Source organism: Rhizobium pisi (assembly GCF_003938655.1).
Lineage (GTDB): Bacteria > Pseudomonadota > Alphaproteobacteria > Rhizobiales > Rhizobiaceae > Rhizobium > Rhizobium pisi.
Window position 1 is genome coordinate 63598 of sequence record NZ_RJJT01000015.1, and the last position, 18519, is coordinate 82116.

The following is an 18519-nucleotide window of genomic DNA, read 5'->3' on the forward strand; positions in this document are numbered from 1 at the left end:
TATCAGTCCCAAGGAAAAATGCGCAGATGGCCCGTTCAGCTCTTCTCAATGTCATGGTTCAGGCTGCCCTCAAGGCAGGAAAATCGCTGGGGCGTGATTTCGGCGAAGTGCAGAACCTGCAGGTTTCCGTGAAGGGACCGGGCGATTTCGTTTCCACCGCCGACCGCAAGGCTGAGAAGATCGTCCGGGAAGAGCTGATAAAAGCCCGCCCGACTTACGGCTTCCTCGGCGAGGAAAGCGAGGAGATCAAAGGCACGGACGGCGCGCATCGCTGGATCGTCGACCCGCTCGACGGCACGACGAACTTCCTGCACGGCATTCCGGCTTTCGCCGTCTCGATCGCGCTCGAACGCAACGGCGAGATCGTCGCCGCCGTCGTCTTCAATCCGGCGACCGACGAGCTTTATACCGCCGAGCGCGGCGGCGGCGCCTTCCTCAACGACCGGCGCCTGCGCGTCGCCGCGCGCCGCGTGCTGTCGGATTGCGTCATCGGCTGCGGCGTGCCGGCGCTTGGCAAACGCAACCACGGCAAGTTCCTGGTCGAGCTTCGCCACGTGATGGGCGAAGTGGCGGGCATCCGCCGCCTCGGTTCGCCGACGCTCGATCTCGCCTATGTCGCCGCCGGTCGTTTCGACGGTTTCTGGGAAGCGGAGCTCGCGCCCTGGGACATGGCGGCCGGCATCCTGCTCATTCGCGAAGCAGGCGGTTTTGCCACCGACTGGGACGGCGGGGCGGCCATTCTGGAGAGCGGCGCGATCGTCGCCGGCAACGAAGCCATCCACAAGGCGCTGCTCGAGGTCATCAAGCGGCCGATCCCCGCCAAGTGACCGAACGGAAAACCGGCTGTTGTAAAGTCACGGTTTTCGCCCCGGCATACTTCAATTCGGCACAATGTTGCTCTAGTCTCCGCCAGCAGGGAATCCGGAGGCTGCGTAACCTATGGAAAATGTGAATGTGGCGGAGATCGGCTCCACCGAAAAGACGACGGGCAATTATGCCTACAGACTTTCGAGTCCGATGCCCTTCCTCTGGACGATGCTGCTCTTCCTCGTCATCGTCGGTTTTATTGCCGCCATCCTCTTTCGGCAGACACAGACCGCCTTCATGCACAATCCGGGCCTCAACGGCCTGATCCTCGGCGTTCTCGCGGTCGGAATCATCCTTGTTTTCAATCATGTGCTGGCGCTTCGCCCCGAGGTGCGCTGGTTCAATTCGTTCCGCGCCGCCGGCAGCGCCGACAAGGTCAGCCGCAATCCGAAGCTGCTTGCGCCGATGCGGGCGCTGATCGGCAGCCGTAAAACTTCCATGGCGCTGTCGACGACGGCGCTGCGCTCCATCCTCGATTCCGTCGCCAGCCGTCTCGACGAATCGCGCGACGTTTCGCGCTACCTGATCGGCCTCCTGGTCTTCCTCGGCCTGCTCGGCACCTTCTGGGGTCTCATCGGCACCATCGGCTCGATCAGCATCGTCATCCAGTCGCTCGATGCCAGCTCGAACGGCACGGGGGATGTGCTCTCGGCGCTGAAGGAAGGGCTTTCCACGCCGCTTTCGGGCATGGGCCAAGCCTTCTCCTCCTCGCTGCTCGGCCTTTCCGGTTCGCTCATTCTCGGCTTCCTCGACCTGCAGGCGGGCCGCGCGCAGAACCGCTTCTATATGGAGCTGGAAAACTGGCTCTCCTCCGTCACCGATGTCGGCTCCGATCTTGCGCCGGCGCTCGAGGCCGTTTCCGGCGCATCCTCGGAAGACATGCGCGCGCTTTCCGACTATCTGCGCAAGGTCTCCGAAGAGGGCGGCGTCGGCAGCCAGCGCTCGGTCGCCGCCATGGCGAGCCTCGCCGAAGGCATTCAGGGGCTGGTCAAGAACATGCGCAACGAGCAGCAGATGCTGCGCGACTGGATCGAGGCGCAGCAGGACGAAGCGAAGGCGATGCGCCGCACGCTCGACCGGCTGGCGGAACGCATCGGCCTGCAGGAGCGCGGAGGCGACAGGACCGAACGCCCGCGCGACCGGGCGAGCCACACAGAGAAGAGCGAGGGCAAATAAGCCATGGCTCTTGCCCGCAACCGCCGCCGCGAACGCACGGTGGATTACTGGCCGGGCTTCGTCGATGCCCTGTCGACGCTGCTCATCTCGATCATGTTCCTGTTGACGGTCTTCGTCGTCGGACAGTTTATTCTCAGCCGCGAAATCACGGGCCGTGACGAGGTGCTGAATCGCCTCAACAGCCAGATCAATGAGCTGACCCAGCTTCTGGCGCTTGAAAAAGGCAGCAACCAGGATCTCCAGGATTCGGTCGCCAACCTGCAGGCGTCGCTTTCCAATGCCGAAGGCGAGCGGTCGCGGCTGCAGGCACTGCTGAACGCCGGTTCGGGCGGCCAGGACGCGGCGCAGAAGCGGATCGGCACGATGACGCAGGAGCTCGACGAGCAGAAGCAGGTGAGCGAGCGGGCGCTCAGCCAGGTCGAACTCCTGAACCAGCAGATTGCAGCCCTCCGCAGCCAGATCGCCGCCGTCGAAGCAGCACTTCAGGCGTCGGAAGAGAAAGACCGGGTCTCGCAGACGAAGATCGCCGATCTCGGCAGCCGTCTCAACGTGGCGCTTGCCGCGCGCGTGCAGGAGCTGAACCGTTACCGCTCCGACTTCTTCGGCCGGCTGCGCGAAATCCTCTCGGACCGCGAGAATATCCGCATCGTCGGCGACCGGTTCGTCTTCCAGTCGGAAGTGCTGTTTCCCTCGGGCGCGGCCGATCTCAATCCGGATGGCCAGATGGAGATGGCAAAGCTTGCCGCCGCCCTTCTCGATCTCGCCAAGGAAATTCCGCCGGAGATCAACTGGGTGCTGCGCGTCGACGGCCATACCGACAATGTGCCGCTTGCCGGAACGGGCCGCTATCGCGACAACTGGGAGCTTTCCTCGGCGCGTGCGATTTCGGTCGTCAAGTTCCTGATCGCGCAGGGCGTGCCGGCCGATCGGCTCGTTGCTGCCGGCTTCGGCGAATTCCAGCCGATTGCACCGGGTGAGACGCCGGATGCGCGCGCCACGAACCGCCGTATCGAGCTGAAGCTGACCGAGAAATGATCAGCCTGAGAGCGCCCGGCGCGCCTGCTCCAGCCGGTGGGTGAGAAAGTCGCGCACGGCGGGACTGTCGCTGAGGCCGATCGCCGCCATGTAGGCGTCGGTCGCGGCGGTGTCATCGCCGGCGTTTGCCAGAAGAAAGGCCCGCACCGCCCAGTAAGGCTGATAAGCGGCGATGTCGCGCGGATCGAGCCTGTCGAGTTGCTCCAGGCCCGCGGCTGGACCCAGCGCCCTGCCGATCACCGCAGCCTGGCTGACGCGCGCGCCGAGCGCGGACTTCATCGTCACAAGCGCGGCGTAGAGTGTCGTCAGCGCCTGCCAGTCGGTCGCTCCTGAAAACCGGCGCGCCGCATGGACGGACTGGATCGCCGCCTGGCACTGGAACGGGCCGAAGCGGTCGAAACCTCCGGCCTTGCGCAGCAGCGCATCGGCCTCCGCGATCATGATCGCGTTCCAGATCGCCGTATCCTGTTCGTCCAGCGGCACATATCGGCCACTGCCGTCGCGCCGGGCGCTGCGACGGGCTTCACAGTGAAGCATCAGCGAGAGGAGGCCGATCGCTTCCGGTTCGTCGGGCAAGACGGCGAGAAGCGCGCGGCCGAGCCAGATCGCCTCACCGGCAAGCGAATGGCGCTCCTCCTCGCCGTCGAGACCGTCCCAGCCGAGGCCATAGGCGGCGTAGATCGCCGAAAGAACGGCGGCAAGCCGACCTGATAGGGCGGGGCGAGGGGGAACGGCGAAGGGAATGCCGGCATCGCGGATCTTCATCTTGGCCCGCACCAGCCGCTGGCTCATCGCTTCCGGTGAAACGACGAAGGCTCGCGCGATGGTCTTCGCCTCGATGCCGAGAACGGTCTGCAGCATCAGCGGGGTATGCACGGAGCTGTCGATGGCGGGATGGGTGCAGGCGAAAAGCAGCTTCAGCCGCTCATCGGGAAAGGCGGATTTGCCGGCTTCGTTCATACGTTCCTCGGCCTCCTCGAAGGCGAGCGACAGCGTCGCTTGCGCGTTGGCCTGGACGGCGCGGTGGCGGGCGGCCTGCATGAGGTTCCGACGTGCGGCGACCAGCAGCCAGGCTTCCGGATTGCCGGGAACGCCGCGTTCGGGCCAGACACGAAGCGCCGAAGCCAGTGCTTCCGATAATGCGTCTTCCGCCGCCGGCACGTCGCGCGAACGGGCGGCGAGGAAGGCGATCAGCTTGCCGTAGGATTGACGCGCCACCTCTTCGGCAGCGCGTCCGGCATCGGGTGGCATCCTCGCCTCACATCTGCAGGCGCGGGCGCACCTCGACCGAACCCCTGTCGGAGATCGGAACGCGTGTCGCCCATTCGAGCGCGGTATCCATGTCGGGAACCTCGATCAGATAGAAGCCGCCGAGCTGTTCCTTACCTTCGGGATAGGGGCCGTCCTGAACATCGTGGTCCTCGCCTTTGCGGCGCACGATCGTGCCGGTTTCCGGGCCTGTCAGCCCGGCGCCACCGGTCATGATCCCTGCCTGGGCAAGCGCCTTGCTATAGGCGATCCAGCCGTCGCGATAGGCAGGGTCGCTGCGCCGAGCAAAGTCCTCGGCGCCTTCGCGAATGATGAGAGCATATTGCATGGAAAACTCCTGATCTCATGGTTGGCATTGATCCGGGCATGCCGATATCGGGGACCGATATCCGAAAGCTGTGAAGCCCGGCGGAGCGGCGGGCCGTTCCGATACAATGAGGCGCGGCCACGGGTCGTTTCGACATGGCTTTCAAAAAATATGCGAAAAAGAAAAATGGCGCCGAAAATCAAGAGCGAGCAGGCCGGGCTCAAAGGCACCGGCGCTGCTCAAGGGCGCGAAAAGGGCAGGGATGGCGTGACGCCGCCCCTGCCGATCGGATCAGGATTCGGCCTTCGTCTGATCGACGACTTCGGCACCGGGCGTGTTCTTCTTGATGGATTCGATGGCGCTCATGGCGGACGCCTTCGCCTTGTAGCCCTCGGATGAGAACATGGCTTCGCCGTTCGATGCCTTGAAGCGGAAGCGGAACTCGCCCGCCTTATCCTTATAAACTTCGAATTTATACATGGATGTCTCCCGAAACGCTGAATTGCAACCATCAGCTTAGTGGAGGCTAGATCAAAATGGCGAGCTTTTCCACTGCCTTAATTAGAATTCGATTGCTTAGCGTCCAATTGTCACCGTTTCCATTGGGCGCAAGCGAATGCGGGGGCGCGAAAGGCAACCACAGGGAGGTGCGGTCAAGGTCAGACTTTAGTGGTTGTCGATGAACAGGCGCATGCCGGTTATTTCGCGGCGGCGAGCACATCTTCATGGGCAGCATCGAATTGCAGCCGCGCCAGCCGCGCATAGATGCCGCCCTGGCGGATCAGGCTCTGATGCGTGCCTTCCTCGACGACGCGGCCCTGGTCCATGACGAGGATGCGGTCGGCCTTCAGCACGGTTGCCAGCCGATGGGCGATCACGAGCGTTGTGCGGCCATCCACCAGGCCGTCGAGCGCCTTCTGCACCAGCGTCTCGCTTTCGGCATCGAGCGCCGAGGTCGCCTCGTCGAGCAACAATACGGGGGCGTTCTTCAGGATGGCGCGGGCAATGGCGATGCGCTGGCGCTGGCCGCCGGAAAGCGTCACACCGCGCTCGCCGACCTCGGTCTCATAGCCTTTGTCCAGGCGGGAGACGAATTCGTCGGCCTGGGCGGCAAGTGCCGCGGCGCGGACTTCCTCGCGCGAGGCGCCGGGGCGGCCGAAGGCGATGTTGTCGTGGATCGAGGCGGCAAAGATGGTGACGTCCTGCGGCACGATGGCGATTCGCTGGCGCAGTTCGTCTGGCGTCGTCAGCCGCGCGTCGACCTCGTCGATCTTTACGCTGCCCTGCTGCGGATCGTAGAAGCGCAGCAGCAGCGAGAAGACAGTGCTCTTGCCTGCGCCGGAAGGGCCGACGATGGCGACCGTCTCACCCGGCGCGATCGCGAAGCTTAAGCCGTGCAGCGCCGATTTGCCGGGGCGCGAGGGATAGGCGAAGTGCACGCCGGAAAATTCGACGCGGCCGCGGCCGGGCGAAGGGAGGGCCTGCGGGTTGGCCGGGGCTGCGATCGGCGAGACCTCGTCGAGAAGCTCGGTCAGGCGGTCGGCAGCGCCCGCTGCCTGGGAGAGTTCGCCCCAGACTTCCGAGAGCGCGCCCAGCGAGCCGGCGGAGATGACGGCATAAAGCAGGAACTGGCCGAGCGTGCCGGCCGAGAGCGTGCCGGCAAGCACGCTGTGTGCGCCAACCCAGAGCACGGCGACGACGCTGCCGAAGATCAGCGTGATGGCGATGCCCGTCAGCAGGGCGCGGGAGCGGATGGCAGCGCGTGCGGCCTCATAGGCGGATTCGACGGCGGCGCCATAGCGTGCCGCTGCGGCATCCTCACCGTTGAAGGCCTGTACCGTGCGGGTGGCGGCGACCGTCTCGTTGGCAAAGGCGGAAGCCTCAGCGAGTGTATCCTGGGCGGCGCGGGAACGCTTGCGCACCGAGCGGCCGAAGCCAACAAGCGGGAAGACGATCAGCGGGATCGCGCCGATGACGAGGCTCGAAAGCTTCGGCGAGGTGACGATCATCATGCCCATGGCGCCGAGACAGAGGATGAGGTTCCTGAGCGCCACCGAAGCTGTAGCGCCGACGGCGGATTTGATCTGCGTCGTATCGGCGGTCAGGCGCGAGACGATCTCGCCGGACTGGTTGACATCGAAGAAAGAGGGCGACAGCCGCGTCACATGGGCAAAGACGTCGCGGCGAAGATCGGCGACGATGCGCTCGCCGATGGTGATGACGAAATAATAGCGCAGCGCGCTTGCCATCGCGAGGACCACCGCCATGACCATCAGCATTGCGAAGTAGCTGTTGATGAAGCGGCCGTCGGAGTGGGTGAAACCGTGATCGATCATGCGGCGCACGGCAAGCGGCAGCGCCAGCGAGGTGACGGCGGCAATTGACAGCGAAATCAGCGCGCCCGCCACCATGCCGCGATACCGCATGACATAGGGCGTCAGCCTGCCGAGCGGCCGTAGCGATCGGGTCTTCTGTTCTTCTGCCTGTGCCTGCTCTGCCAAATCGTCTCCGATCGCCTGCAAGACCCGCGCAATGCGGCCTGTTGGCTCTTGTTATCCCGGCGTCCTTCATGTATAGGCACCGCATCCTAATGGGAAGCCGTAGCCATCACGACTGCGGCTTCATTTATTCAATCGGTTCGTTGCCCGCAACTGCATGCGGCAAATTGAACTCCGGTATCGCAGGAAGATTGTTATGAAGGCAGGCATCCATCCCGACTATCACGTGATCAAGGTTGTCATGACCGACGGCACCGAATACGAAACCCGCTCGACCTGGGGTTCGGAAGGCGCTGTCATGAACCTCGAAATCGATTCCAAGTCGCATCCGGCCTGGACCGGCGGCAACCAGCAGCTCATGGACCGCGGTGGCCGCGTCTCCAAGTTCAACAAGCGTTTCGGCGGCCTCGGCCTCTAATCGCTTCTGCTCGACGGAATTTGAAAAGAGCCCGGTTTCGCCGGGCTTTTTGCGTTGCGGGATGTCGCCGTTCATCGGCAAACAAAAAACCGGCTGCGCGGGGCGCAGCCGGTTTCATATCGAATTCTCTAAATCCGGATCAGTTGTTGCCGAAGGCGGTCTGCAGCAGGGAAAGCTGGGCCTGGACGCTGTTCTGGTTGTCGTGGACGATCACAGCTTCGGACGGGCGGTAAATTTCGCGGTCCAAGAGGGCGATACGGTTCTGCAGGCGCAGCGAATGCTCGACGAGGTCACGGAAGGATTCCGGCAGGTCGCCCCAGCCGGGTGCGGCGCGGTCGACGTTAAAGCCGTCGAGGCGAACCTTGTTCTTCTCCGCCAGGACCTGGTCGCGGGACATTTCGCCGTTGTTGACGGCGCGCTGCAGCAGCAGCCAGGAGGCCATCTGCATGAGGCGGGTGGTGAGGCGCATGGATTCCGCTGCGTAGAGGACCGAGGCCATCCGCGGGAGAACCTTGGAGGCGGCGCGGCCCTGGCCGTCGAGATAGGCTGCGGTCTCTTCGACCAGCGACATGCCTTCCGCGTAAAGCGCCTTGAACTGCGAGGATGCAGCTGCGCGGCCCGCAAAACTGATCGTGTTCAATCCAACTTCCGACATCGCAATAGTCCCTGTTGCACGCAGCTACTTTATGGTCAGGTAACGCCGGCGCCGATGGAAAAGTTTCCAAGCCCGGTCTTTATGACTTTAAGATGGTATCATTAGCGCAAATGCGCAAGCCGTTTCTTAAGAAAGGGTTAATCTCCACAGTTTCGTGGAAGTGCGCCGGCTGCAAGTAAAAAGAAGAGCCGCAAAAGCGGCTCTCAAGGTAAAACAGGGAGAAAAATCAGACCAATTCACCGCATGGAAAACTGTCTGAGATCCAGAAAAGATCCGGATGAGTACAGTAATACCTTATAAAGCTTAATATTTTATTAACATTGTGCCGGATCAAGACTTGAGGCGGCCTCATTTTTTAGCCTAGACTCTTGTTTTTTAGGGACTTCGGCGATTACGAGCGGAAGAAGCTCTCAGCCGCCTGCCGTCCCGAGGCCTTGCGGGTGGCCTCGGCTTCGAGGCGGGCGATCTCCGCCTTCAGCAATTCCACTCGCGCTTTCAGCTCGTCCACCGAAAGCATGGAGAGATCGGCGCCGATCTCATGGACGGCCTTCTTCTGCGGCCGGTCGTCATCGATGAAGCTCATGGTTCGTCCTCCGTTGCTGCCCAGGGCATCGTACTTCCCAAAATCGATTCCGATTTTGGGGGCCGATGCGCTAGAGCGGTTCAGCTTTTCATGGAAGCGCAAAATCGCTCTCACGTCTTGTTTTACGCAACTCCCGGCAAAAGCACTTCGCGCTTTGCCTTGGAAAACCGCTTCGCACTTTTCCTGGAATTGCTCAGCCGAACTTTACAGCAGGATCGCCGCTTTCGGGAGGCTTCCCGGTTTCAGCAGATTTGCCGGTGCCGCGATCGGCAAGCGACATGCTTTGCGGCGTCAGCATCTGCGAGGTGCCGGTCGGGATCGTCGTGTAGGCATCGCGGTCGCCGACCGGAACGGCGGCGCGGATGCGGCTTCTGATGATGGCGTAGACGGTGATCAGCACATGGGCGATGGCCGTGACGAGGAAGAGCGCATGTGGGCTGATCATCGACATGACGGGGCCGCCGATCGTCGGGCCGATCACCGTGCCGATGCCGTAGAGCAGCAGCAGGCCGCCGGAGACCTTGACGAAATCCTCCGAGGTCGCGAAGTCGTTCGCATGGGCGACGGCGATCGGATAGAGCGTATTCGCCACTGCGCCATAGAGAATGACGAGGCCGATCAGGAAGGTGGGTGAGGTCGGGTGGAGTAGGAAGATCAGCAGTCCGGCAACGGCGGCGATCGCCGACATGGCGGCGAGCACGTAGCGCCGGTCGATACGATCGGAAAGCCGGCCGGCCGGCAGCTGCATCACCGCGCCGGCGAAGATCGTGGCGCTCATCATGATGGCGATGCTGGCGTCGGAGAGGCCCGCGCCGGCGCCGAAGACGGCGCCGAGCGTGCCGTAAGCGCCGTTGGCGATGCCGACGAGCAGAATGCCGAGGCAGGAAACCGGCGAGTTGCGGTAGAGCGCCGGCAGGTCGAGGCGGACCGCCTTCAGCGGCTGTGGTGATGCAGCGGTCGACAGCGTCGTCGGCAGCATGGCGATGCAGTAGAAGATGCCGCAGATCATGAAGAGCACCGGCGTGCGCACGTCTTCCAGCGGGATCATCATCTGGCCGCCGACGACGCCGAGCAGCGTGATGCCGATATAGAGCGAGAAGATCGCGCCACGGCTCTCATTGCTGGCGCGTTCGTTCAGCCAGCTTTCGATGATCATCGAGGTGCCGGCGGTGGAGAAGCCGGTGACGGCGCGCAGCACCACCCACCAGAACGGATCGATAATGATGCCGCTGACCAGCGCGATGATGGCGATGATCGAGATGAAGCCGGAAAAGGCTCTGATATGGCCGACACGGCGGACCAGCTTCGGCGCCACCAGGCAGCCGATGACGAAGCCCCCGGCCCATGAAGTGCCGAGCAGGCCGAGTGTCGTGGTTGCGTAACCTTCGAGATTGCCCCGCACCGGAAGCAGGATGCCCTGCAGGCCGTTGCCCATGAAAAGGAAGAGCGTGCCAAAGAGCAGCGCGGCGACGGACAGCAGATTTCTCTTCATTTCCCCAGACTCGGTCTCAGCGATTTAAAAATGGACATAAGGCAAGACCTGCGTCTGCCTAGCCTCAAGATGATTGATTGTGCCCCGGAATGTCTTTACGGCGTGTCGAGATCCTCTTGTTCGCGCGGAAAAATGTCCGTCCTGTGACATTCCGAAAAACGGAAAAAATAAAGCATGACAAAGCTGATAGCCTTGCTGCTCATCCTTGCCATGGCGATACAGGTGATCAAGCCGCTCGGGCTTCCAGGCCTGAGACGACGCATGGATTTCTGGAGGATCGCGCTGATCGCTTTCGGCATCTGGGCATTGGCGCTGCTTTCGCGCGATTTCCTGATGTAGACGGGCCGCGTCGCCCCGATCGTCAGTCCTGAAGCAGGATTTCTCCACGCATGACGGGAACGCAGCTTCCGGAGATGACGACGTCGGTGACGATGCCGCCGGATTTCGCAACATCGAGGGCGATGACGCTGCGGCGGCCCATTTCCACACCTTGTTCGATCGTGATGCGGATATTCATATCGGCGTCCGGCGCCAGCGAGACGAGATAGGCGGCAAGGGCGGCCGAAGCGCTGCCCGTCGCCGGATCTTCAGGCACGTTGTCGAGCGGCGCGAACATGCGGGCGCGGATATGCCACGGGTCTGCGGAGGTTCTGGCATAGAGGAAGAGCGAGAAGTCATGGCCGCTCGTCGCCTGGCGGCCGGCGGCCGCCTGGAAGCCGGCAAGGTTCGGGCGGGCGGCGGCCAGTGTTTCGAGCCCGTTCAATTCGGCGACGGCGAAGTTGAGGCCGACGGAGGCAAAGACCGGGGCGTGGGTGGTCGTGACGATGACGCCGGGATCGAGTGTCACGCAGCGGGCGATGGTTTCTTCGGCGATGGTATCGCCGATCGTCAGCGGCTGCGGCGCGCGGATCGCTGTTGCCGTAACCCTTCCGCCGCTGCGTTTCAGACTGACTTCGACAATGCCGGCCTCTTCCTCGAAGCGCAGCCTGTCGCCGACCGGCTTGCCGAAGATCTCCGCCCGCTGGCCGAGCACATAGGCGGTGCCGACATTCGGATGACCGGCGAAGGGTATTTCCATCGTCGGGGTGAAGATGCGCACGCGGGCGGAATTCTCAGGATCTTCCGGCGGCAGGACGAAGGTGACTTCGGAATAGTTGAACTCGGTGGCGATTTTCTGCATCTCAGCGTCGGTGAGACCGCGCGCATCGGAGATGACGGCAAGCGGATTGCCCTCAAAACGCGCGGACGTGAAGACATCGACGGTGACGTAGGAGATGGTGTGCATAGCGGCTCCTGTTGCAGCGGGCCGTTATGAATAATCACGATTTTTCGCGGGACGAAGCGGTTTCTTGTCGCCGAGACAATGGCAGAGACAGAAAGGGCAGGACGCTGCAGTTGCCGCGTCCTGTCCAAATCTCAAGCGCGAAAGATCAGGCGGCCTTTTCCAGGTCCTTTTTCCAGCTGCCCTTGGCGGCGAGGCTGTTCATCTCGGCGCGGTGGGTGAATTCGCGCTGGCCTGCGGCAACGTTTTCCTGCTTGCCGTTCCATGCCTTGAGCGCGCTGTCCTGCAGGGCGCGGCCGTAGGAGAAGGTGACGAGCCAGGGCAGATCGGCCGTGGAATTGATGGCGGAAAGGTGCGCCGTCGCTTCTTCGGTCGTCTGGCCGCCAGAGAGGAAGGCAATGCCCGGAACGGCTGACGGAACCGTGCGCTTCAGCACCTGCACGGTGCGTTCGGCGACTTCGGCGACCGAGGCCTTGCGGGCATTCTTGCCGTCAATGACCATATTCGGCTTCAGGATCATGCCCTCGAGGCTGACGCGGGCATCGGCCAGTTCCTCGAAAACGATGCGCAGCGTGGATTCGGTCACCTCAGCGCAACGGTCGATATTATGGTCGCCCGGTTTGCCGTCCATCAGGCATTCCGGCTCGACGATCGGAACGATCTTGGCTTCTTGGCAGAGAGCCGCATAACGGGCGAGCGCCTGAGCATTGGCCCGGACCGAACCGCGGGTCGGCAGCGTCGACGAGATGGCAATGACGCCGCGCCACTTGGCGAAGCGGGCGCCGGCTTCGTAATATCGGGCAAGACGCTCGCCGAGGCCATCGAGGCCTTCGGTGATGGTTTCATTGGGATATTTGGCCATCGGCTTGGCGCCAGTGTCGACCTTGATGCCGGGAATGCTGCCGGCGGCGCGGATGATGTCGACGAAGGGCGTGCCGTCGGCGGCCTTCTGGAAGAGCGTCTCTTCATAGAGGATGACGCCGGAGATGTATTTCTTCATCGCTTCGTCGGAGCGGAAGAGCATTTCCCGGTAGTCGCGACGGCTGGTTTCGGTCGATTCGAGGTTGATCGTGTCGAAACGCTTCTTGATGGTGGAGGTCGATTCATCAGCTGCAAGCAGTCCCCGGCCGCCTGCAACCATCTGCACTGCAATGTCTTCCAGTCGTTCGCTCATCTCGTTCTCTCCACAGCATTAAACATCGGCAGTTTAAGGATATAGGATGGCGATAACAGAAGTTTATAGAGAGGAAAATGGAAGGCTAAGTCATTGAAACGATTGAAATCAATTCAATCGTTTGAAAAGATGGGATTTTTTCCGCGCTCTGAGCAAAAGACCGCGGAAGGCTCCTCGCCACCCGCGGTCTATCCACATGTAAAACCTGTCAAATCGGGTTTTGATTATTTGGCGGCGTTCAGCACCGCGACGCCGGGGAGCTCCTTGCCTTCCATCCATTCGAGAAAGGCGCCGCCGGCGGTCGAGACATAGGAAAAATCGTCGGCAACGCCGGCATGGTTGAGCGCCGAGACGGTGTCGCCGCCGCCAGCAACGGAGGTCAGCTTGCCGGCCACGGTGCGCTCGGCGGCATATTTTGCGGCGGCGACCGTCGCAGCATCGAAGGGCTCGATCTCGAAAGCGCCGAGCGGGCCGTTCCACACCAGCGTCGAGGCACGCTCGATCCAGGCCTTGATGGCCTCGACGGATTTCGGGCCGACGTCGAGCACCATGGCATCGGCGGGAATGGCGTTGATGTCGACGATCTCGTTGGCCGCACCGGCCTTGAACTCGCGGGCGACGACGCCGTCTTCCGGCAGGATGATGGCGCAGCCGGCGGTCGCGGCCTCGATCATGATCTGCTTGGCGGTTTCGGCAAGATCATGCTCGCAGAGCGACTTGCCGACATTGGTGCCGCGGGCGGCGATGAAGGTATTGGCCATGCCGCCGCCGATGACGAGCGCATCGACCCTTTTCACGAGGTTCATCAGGAGGTCGATCTTGGTGGAAACCTTGGCGCCGCCGACGATCGCAACGACCGGGCGGGCCGGATCGCCGAGGCCCTTTTCCAGCGCCTCCAGTTCGGCCTGCATGGTGCGGCCGGCATGGGCCGGCAAGTGGTGGGCGAGGCCTTCCGTCGAAGCATGGGCGCGGTGGGCGGCGGAGAAGGCGTCGTTGACATAAATATCGCCGTTGGCGGCAAGCGCCTTGATGAAGTCTGCGTCGTTCTTTTCCTCGCCCTTGTGGAAGCGGGTGTTTTCCAGAAGCAGGATATCGCCGTCATTCATCGCAGCGACGGCGGAGGCGGCGGCCTCGCCGATGCAATCGCCGGCCGTCAGCACGGCGTGATCGAGCACTTCCTCGACGGAAGGGGCGATCAGCGACAGCGAGAGATCAGGCGACGGGCCGTCCTTCGGCCGGCCGAAATGGGCAAGCAGGATGACCTTGGCGCCCTTGTTGGACAATTCGAGGATCGTCGGCGCCACGCGCTCGATGCGCGTCGTATCGGTGACCTTGCCGTCCTTGACCGGGACGTTGAGGTCGACACGGACGAGAACGCGCTTGCCGCTGATGTCAGTGAGATCGTCGAGGGTCTTGAAAGAAGGCATGGGGAGGATCCAGTCTTGGTTGGCGGAAATCGCGCCGACCATAGCAAGGATCATCCGAGACGCAAGGCGCTCAATGGCCGTTTTCGCGTGTGGCTTCGTCGCGTCCGGCCGGCGCTTTCTCAGCGCTTTCAGAGGCGGCGGTTTCGCGGTTACGGCGTCCTTTCAGCCGGCCGCGGATGCGCTGGATGATGTCCTTGAGATTGATGAAGATCGGCAGGGTGATCGCCGGCTCGACCGCTTCCAGCGACATGCCGACGGAGGTGACGTGATCGTGCTCGTCGAGATCGCGGACGATGAGAATGATCGAGCCGAGGCGGACGCGGTCGGCATAATCGGCCTTGCCGCCGAGGCGCTGCCGCATCAATTCGGCGATCGTCAGACCCTTTTCCGACTCGTTGAGAAGCCCTGGGCCATAGGCAGCGTCGAGATCGGCGGCGGGGCGGGCGGGGGAAAGCGCGAAGGCTCCGAAGAATTCGGCATCATCCTCATCCACCGGCGCGCGGCTGGCAAAGAGCCGGTCGAGGAGGCGGGAATAGCTCGGCACGATGAAGAGATAGACGAGATCGTTCTCACGCAACCGCCCGGCGTATTGATAGCGCATCGACTTGCCGTCGCGAATGACGAGCGAGGGCGTCGCCCAGCGCGGAATGCGCTCGCCGCGCAGCACCGGGCTGTCCTTGATGACGCGGTAGGAGAGCAGTTCATGGTTGGCAGCACCCGGCAGGTCGACCTCGACCTTGTCGACCGCGCCGATGCGAGGCGGAATGATCAGGCCGAGCTTCTTGGCGACCGGCTTGATCGTCCAGCCCTGGACGAGAAGGGAGACCAGCACGATGATGAAGGCGGTGTTGAAATAGATCTGGCCGTTATCAAGCTTGCCGAGGATCGGCATGATCGCAAGCAGGATGGAGACGGCGCCGCGCAGGCCGACCCAGGCGACGAAGCCGATCTCCTGCTGCGTGTAATCGAAGGGAAGCAGCGACAGCCAGACCGCCAAGGGGCGGGCAACGAAGATCAGGAAGAGGGCGAGCAGGATGGCGGGCACGATGATGACGGGAAACTGCGAGGGCGTCGCGAGCAGGCCGAGCACCAGGAACATGATGATCTGCGCCAGCCACGTCATGCCGTCCTGGAAGCGCTTGATGGTGCCGATCGCCTGCATCTTGCGGTTTCCGGCGTAGATGCCCGCGACATAGACGGCAAGGAAGCCGCTGCCCCCGACCGCGCCGGTGAAGGAGAAGACGAGGAGGGCGAGCGCCAGCACGAAGATCGGCGTCAGGCCGCGCTCGGTATCGAGCTTGCTGACGATCAGCACGATCATCATGCCGCCGAGCAGGCCGAGAATGACGCCGAGGCCCATCTGCTGCACGAACATGGCGAGCATGCCGATATTGATGCCGGAGTAACGCTCGCCGCTCGCCAGCACCTCGACCAGGGCGATGGTGAGGAAGATCGCCATCGGGTCGTTGGTGCCGGATTCGACTTCCAGCGTCGAGCGCACCTTGTCGCGGATATTGATGCCGCCGATGCGCAGCAGGAAGAAGACGGCGGCGGCATCGGTCGACGCGACGATCGAGCCGAGCAGCAGGCCTTCGAGCCAGGTGAAATTCAAAAGCCACATGGCGGCGACGGCAAAGAGCGAGGCGGTGATCAGCACGCCGACCGAGGCGAGCGCAAGTGAGGGCACGGCTGCGAGCCGGAAGGCCTGCATCGGCGTGCCGAAGCCGGAATCGAACAGGATGACGGCAAGCGCGATGGAGCCGAGGATATAGGCGAGGTAATTGTTGCTGAACTCAATGCCGAGACCATCGACGCCGGCCGCAAGGCCGATCATCAGGAAAAGCAGCAGCAAGGGGGCGCCGAAGCGGAAAGCGAGCAGGCTCGAAAAAGCGGCAAGAAGCACGAGCGCCGTCGAGACCAGCACCACGATATAGAACGCTTCCATGCCCACCCCTTTCCATCGACTGCTGCGCGGATACGGCCATCCCCGGCCGATCCGCCTTCTCAACCCCTCCGCCAAACGCGCCGATCCATCAGTAAACGGCAAAACGGCAGAGAAGGGTAGGCCTTGCGGCTTAACCTCGTCTCGTGCTGCATCATGCTGCTGAACGGCTGCCGGACGGCCACCGACACGGAAATGCTACGGGAGAAATTCTCTATAAAGAATGTATGGGCAAATCAGGCAAGAGCAGGGCGAAAGGCAGGAAGATCGATTTTTCCTGACGGTATCTGCCGATTGCAACAGGAGAAGACACGTTCCTCCACGCGGCCCGTGTGTCCTGTCCGATGACCGGAAGAATGGATTGCAGACGCGGATGCGGAGAGCGAGGAAAATGAACGCGAAGATTTTTCGATATCGGGCAGGAAAGGCAGGCCGTCTGCCCAGCGACGGAGCCGGCTGTAGCTTTGTGCCAGAAGTGGCCGGCCATTGCTCCGCTATCAGAACACTGCCTGAAGGATGACGACGGCGAGAAACGAAAGACCGATGAACGTGGCAACCGAGATGACCAGACGATTAGCCTTTGCCAACACGGCAGGTCTCACGTCCCGCTTGGGGTGAAACCGCTGCCGCCGCTTGAGGGTGGTGTGGGACAAGCGTTTTTGCGCCTCTGCCATTTATCGCCTCCGCCTGGATCATTTCAGCCATTGTGCAGCGCTATGTATTTCCTCAGTTTATCACGGTTGGCCAGCGGATTGCCAACCGTGATTCCATCCTTGCAGCCGCACCGAACCCGTCGCTTCGAGATGGCTTTTGAAACCGGACGACCGATACGGATCGACTGTCAGTCTTCGGTGTCTTCGCCCTCGTCGGTCAGATCTTCGACCGGGACCAGGAAAACGACGAACTCGTCGTCGATGGTCCTTTCAGGATCGTCATCGAATTCATAGGCGTGCTCGACTTCGCTTGCTTCCTCGGCGGTTGCCTTGCGCAGGCTGAGCGTCGCCTTGCGATCCCACAGGGCCTTGCCTTCGGACTCGAGGATGGTCAGGTCGTCGCGAAAATCTTCCGCCTCGAAGAAGTGCGTCGCTTCCTCGTGGTTTCGCGAGCGAAAACTGGCAATGGCACGGCCGGCGATTTCAACGGTAAAATAGTCCATTCATCTCTCTTTATCTCCCCGGGCAGCGCTGTGGCCGTAGGGGTTATCGATGACGCCGTGACCGGTTTTGGAACCGAGCCGGTACTGGCGGCCTGTTCATGTCGAATGCCCAAGGCCGTCTATCCTATCAGATCCGGCGGCGGAAATGGGAAATGATGCGGCGTGAGCGCCTATAACAAAACGGCCCGGTTTCCCGGGCCGCTTACGATATTCAGTCGTCAGGCTCTCAGATGAGCTTGGCGAAAGCGACTGCCGTGTCCGACATGCGGCTGGAGAAGCCCCACTCGTTGTCGTACCAGGACAAGACGCGCACGAAGTTGCCTTCCATGACCTTCGTCTGATCGGTTGCGAAGATCGAGGAGTGGCTGTCGTGGTTGAAGTCGCGGGAGACGAGCGGCTCATCGGTGTAGCCGAGGATGCCCTTCAGCTTGCCGTTTGCGGCAGCCTTGATCGCCTCGTTGATTTCGCCAACGCTGGTCGCCTTCTTGGCGACGAACTTGAAGTCGACGACGGAAACGTTCGGGGTGGGAACGCGGATCGAGGTGCCGTCGAGCTTGCCCTTCAGATGCGGCAGAACGAGGCCGACGGCCTTGGCAGCGCCCGTCGAGGTCGGGATCATGGAAAGGGCGGCTGCGCGGGCGCGATACAGGTCCTTGTGCATCGTGTCGAGCGTTGGCTGGTCGCCGGTGTAGGAGTGGATGGTCGTCATGAAGCCGTGGTCGATGCCGACGGCGTCGTCGAGAACCTTCACGACCTGCACCAGGCAGTTGGTGGTGCAGGATGCGTTGGAGATGACCAGATGCTCCTTGGTGAGCTGGTCATGGTTGACGCCGAAGACGACGGTAAGGTCAGCGCCGTCGGCAGGCGCCGAGACGATGACGCGCTTGGCGCCGGCCGTGAGGTGAGCGGCGGCCTTGTCGCGGGCGGTGAAGATGCCGGTGCATTCCATGGCGATGTCGACGCCGAGCTCGCGGTGCGGCAGCGTTGCCGGATCCTTGACCGCGGTGACCTTGATCGGCTTGCCGTTGCCGACGATGATCGTGTCACCCTCGACCTTCACCTCTGCCGGGAAGCGGCCGTGGATGGAGTCGTAGCGCAGCAGGTGGGCGTTGGTCTCGACCGGGCCGAGGTCGTTAATGGCGACGACTTCGATGTCGGTGCGGCCGGATTCGACAATAGCGCGGAGGACGTTGCGGCCGATGCGGCCGAAACCGTTAATGGCAACCTTGACTGTCATG

At 62.4% G+C, this 18519-nt stretch carries 19 protein-coding genes; 5 read left to right on the forward strand and 14 right to left on the reverse strand.

The features are described 5' to 3' along the window. Positions 1 to 26: 26 nt before the first annotated feature. The 3 genes from EFD55_RS21220 to EFD55_RS21230 all read left to right on the forward strand — a co-directional run bounded on the left by EFD55_RS21220 (position 27) and on the right by EFD55_RS21230 (position 3078). On the forward strand, positions 27 to 827 hold the full coding sequence (locus EFD55_RS21220) for an inositol monophosphatase family protein (protein ID WP_125847048.1): 801 nt from the start codon (positions 27 to 29) through the stop codon (positions 825 to 827). Between the two features lie 112 nt (positions 828 to 939). After that, the gene (locus tag EFD55_RS21225) at positions 940 to 2043 is read left to right on the forward strand and encodes a MotA/TolQ/ExbB proton channel family protein (RefSeq protein WP_125847050.1); all 1104 of its coding nucleotides are present in this window, start codon (positions 940 to 942) and stop codon (positions 2041 to 2043) included. Positions 2044 to 2046: 3 nt separating this feature from the next. Continuing rightward, a complete protein-coding gene (locus tag EFD55_RS21230; protein ID WP_125847052.1) occupies positions 2047 to 3078 on the forward strand; it encodes a peptidoglycan -binding protein in 1032 nt (343 codons plus the stop codon). Here the strand turns inward: EFD55_RS21230 and EFD55_RS21235 are convergent, their stop codons facing one another. The 4 genes from EFD55_RS21235 to EFD55_RS21255 form a co-directional block, all read right to left on the reverse strand. Next, a complete protein-coding gene (locus EFD55_RS21235) occupies positions 3079 to 4329 on the reverse strand; it encodes an RNA polymerase sigma factor (protein WP_125847054.1) in 1251 nt (416 codons plus the stop codon). Between the two features lie 7 nt (positions 4330 to 4336). Beyond that, entirely contained in the window at positions 4337 to 4675 is a 339-nt protein-coding gene (locus tag EFD55_RS21240; RefSeq protein ID WP_125847056.1) for a YciI family protein, read from the reverse strand. A 270-nt stretch (positions 4676 to 4945) separates the two neighbouring features. Continuing rightward, positions 4946 to 5134, reverse strand: a complete 189-nt coding sequence (locus EFD55_RS21245; RefSeq protein WP_027683183.1) for a YegP family protein — start codon at positions 5132 to 5134, stop codon at positions 4946 to 4948. A gap of 218 nt (positions 5135 to 5352) precedes the next feature. Next, positions 5353 to 7155 (reverse strand): ABC transporter transmembrane domain-containing protein, encoded by a 1803-nt coding sequence (locus EFD55_RS21255; RefSeq protein ID WP_125847060.1) that lies wholly within the window; start codon positions 7153 to 7155, stop codon positions 5353 to 5355. A 193-nt stretch (positions 7156 to 7348) separates the two neighbouring features. Here EFD55_RS21255 and rpmE point away from each other — a divergent pair, with 193 nt between their 5' ends. Next, entirely contained in the window at positions 7349 to 7570 is a 222-nt protein-coding gene (gene rpmE / locus EFD55_RS21260) for a 50S ribosomal protein L31 (RefSeq protein ID WP_008533100.1), read from the forward strand. Between the two features lie 139 nt (positions 7571 to 7709). Here the strand turns inward: rpmE and rcdA are convergent, their stop codons facing one another. The 3 genes from rcdA to EFD55_RS21275 form a co-directional block, all read right to left on the reverse strand. Beyond that, complete coding sequence (gene rcdA, locus EFD55_RS21265) at positions 7710 to 8225, reverse strand: protease adaptor protein RcdA (RefSeq protein ID WP_125847062.1); 516 nt, start codon at positions 8223 to 8225, stop codon at positions 7710 to 7712. Positions 8226 to 8616: 391 nt separating this feature from the next. Next, positions 8617 to 8808 carry a DUF1192 domain-containing protein gene (locus tag EFD55_RS21270; protein ID WP_008533098.1) on the reverse strand — a complete coding sequence of 64 codons (192 nt, stop codon included), beginning with the start codon at positions 8806 to 8808 and terminating at the stop codon, positions 8617 to 8619. Between the two features lie 193 nt (positions 8809 to 9001). After that, positions 9002 to 10300, reverse strand: a complete 1299-nt coding sequence (locus tag EFD55_RS21275; RefSeq protein ID WP_125847064.1) for an MFS transporter — start codon at positions 10298 to 10300, stop codon at positions 9002 to 9004. A 174-nt stretch (positions 10301 to 10474) separates the two neighbouring features. On the opposite strand from EFD55_RS21275, the gene EFD55_RS33255 reads away from it, so the two are divergent. Continuing rightward, positions 10475 to 10639 carry a hypothetical protein gene (locus tag EFD55_RS33255; RefSeq protein WP_165504846.1) on the forward strand — a complete coding sequence of 55 codons (165 nt, stop codon included), beginning with the start codon at positions 10475 to 10477 and terminating at the stop codon, positions 10637 to 10639. Positions 10640 to 10661: 22 nt separating this feature from the next. On the opposite strand, the gene EFD55_RS21280 is transcribed toward EFD55_RS33255, so the two are convergent. The 7 genes from EFD55_RS21280 to gap all read right to left on the reverse strand — a co-directional run bounded on the left by EFD55_RS21280 (position 10662) and on the right by gap (position 18518). Then, entirely contained in the window at positions 10662 to 11585 is a 924-nt protein-coding gene (locus tag EFD55_RS21280) for a PhzF family phenazine biosynthesis protein (RefSeq protein ID WP_125847066.1), read from the reverse strand. 145 nt (positions 11586 to 11730) lie between these two features. After that, entirely contained in the window at positions 11731 to 12756 is a 1026-nt protein-coding gene (locus tag EFD55_RS21285) for a class I fructose-bisphosphate aldolase (protein WP_125847068.1), read from the reverse strand. Between the two features lie 224 nt (positions 12757 to 12980). Beyond that, positions 12981 to 14183, reverse strand: a complete 1203-nt coding sequence (locus EFD55_RS21290; RefSeq protein WP_183736774.1) for a phosphoglycerate kinase — start codon at positions 14181 to 14183, stop codon at positions 12981 to 12983. A 70-nt stretch (positions 14184 to 14253) separates the two neighbouring features. Next, positions 14254 to 16128, reverse strand: a complete 1875-nt coding sequence (locus EFD55_RS21295) for a potassium/proton antiporter (RefSeq protein ID WP_125847072.1) — start codon at positions 16126 to 16128, stop codon at positions 14254 to 14256. A gap of 494 nt (positions 16129 to 16622) precedes the next feature. Next, on the reverse strand, positions 16623 to 16799 hold the full coding sequence (locus EFD55_RS33260) for a hypothetical protein (protein ID WP_165504845.1): 177 nt from the start codon (positions 16797 to 16799) through the stop codon (positions 16623 to 16625). Positions 16800 to 16966: 167 nt separating this feature from the next. Beyond that, positions 16967 to 17281 carry a hypothetical protein gene (locus tag EFD55_RS21300; RefSeq protein ID WP_125847074.1) on the reverse strand — a complete coding sequence of 105 codons (315 nt, stop codon included), beginning with the start codon at positions 17279 to 17281 and terminating at the stop codon, positions 16967 to 16969. A gap of 226 nt (positions 17282 to 17507) precedes the next feature. Next, positions 17508 to 18518: a type I glyceraldehyde-3-phosphate dehydrogenase gene (gap, locus tag EFD55_RS21305; RefSeq protein WP_125847076.1), complete on the reverse strand. Its 1011-nt coding sequence runs from the start codon at positions 18516 to 18518 to the stop codon at positions 17508 to 17510. Between the last annotated feature and the right edge of the window lies 1 nt (position 18519).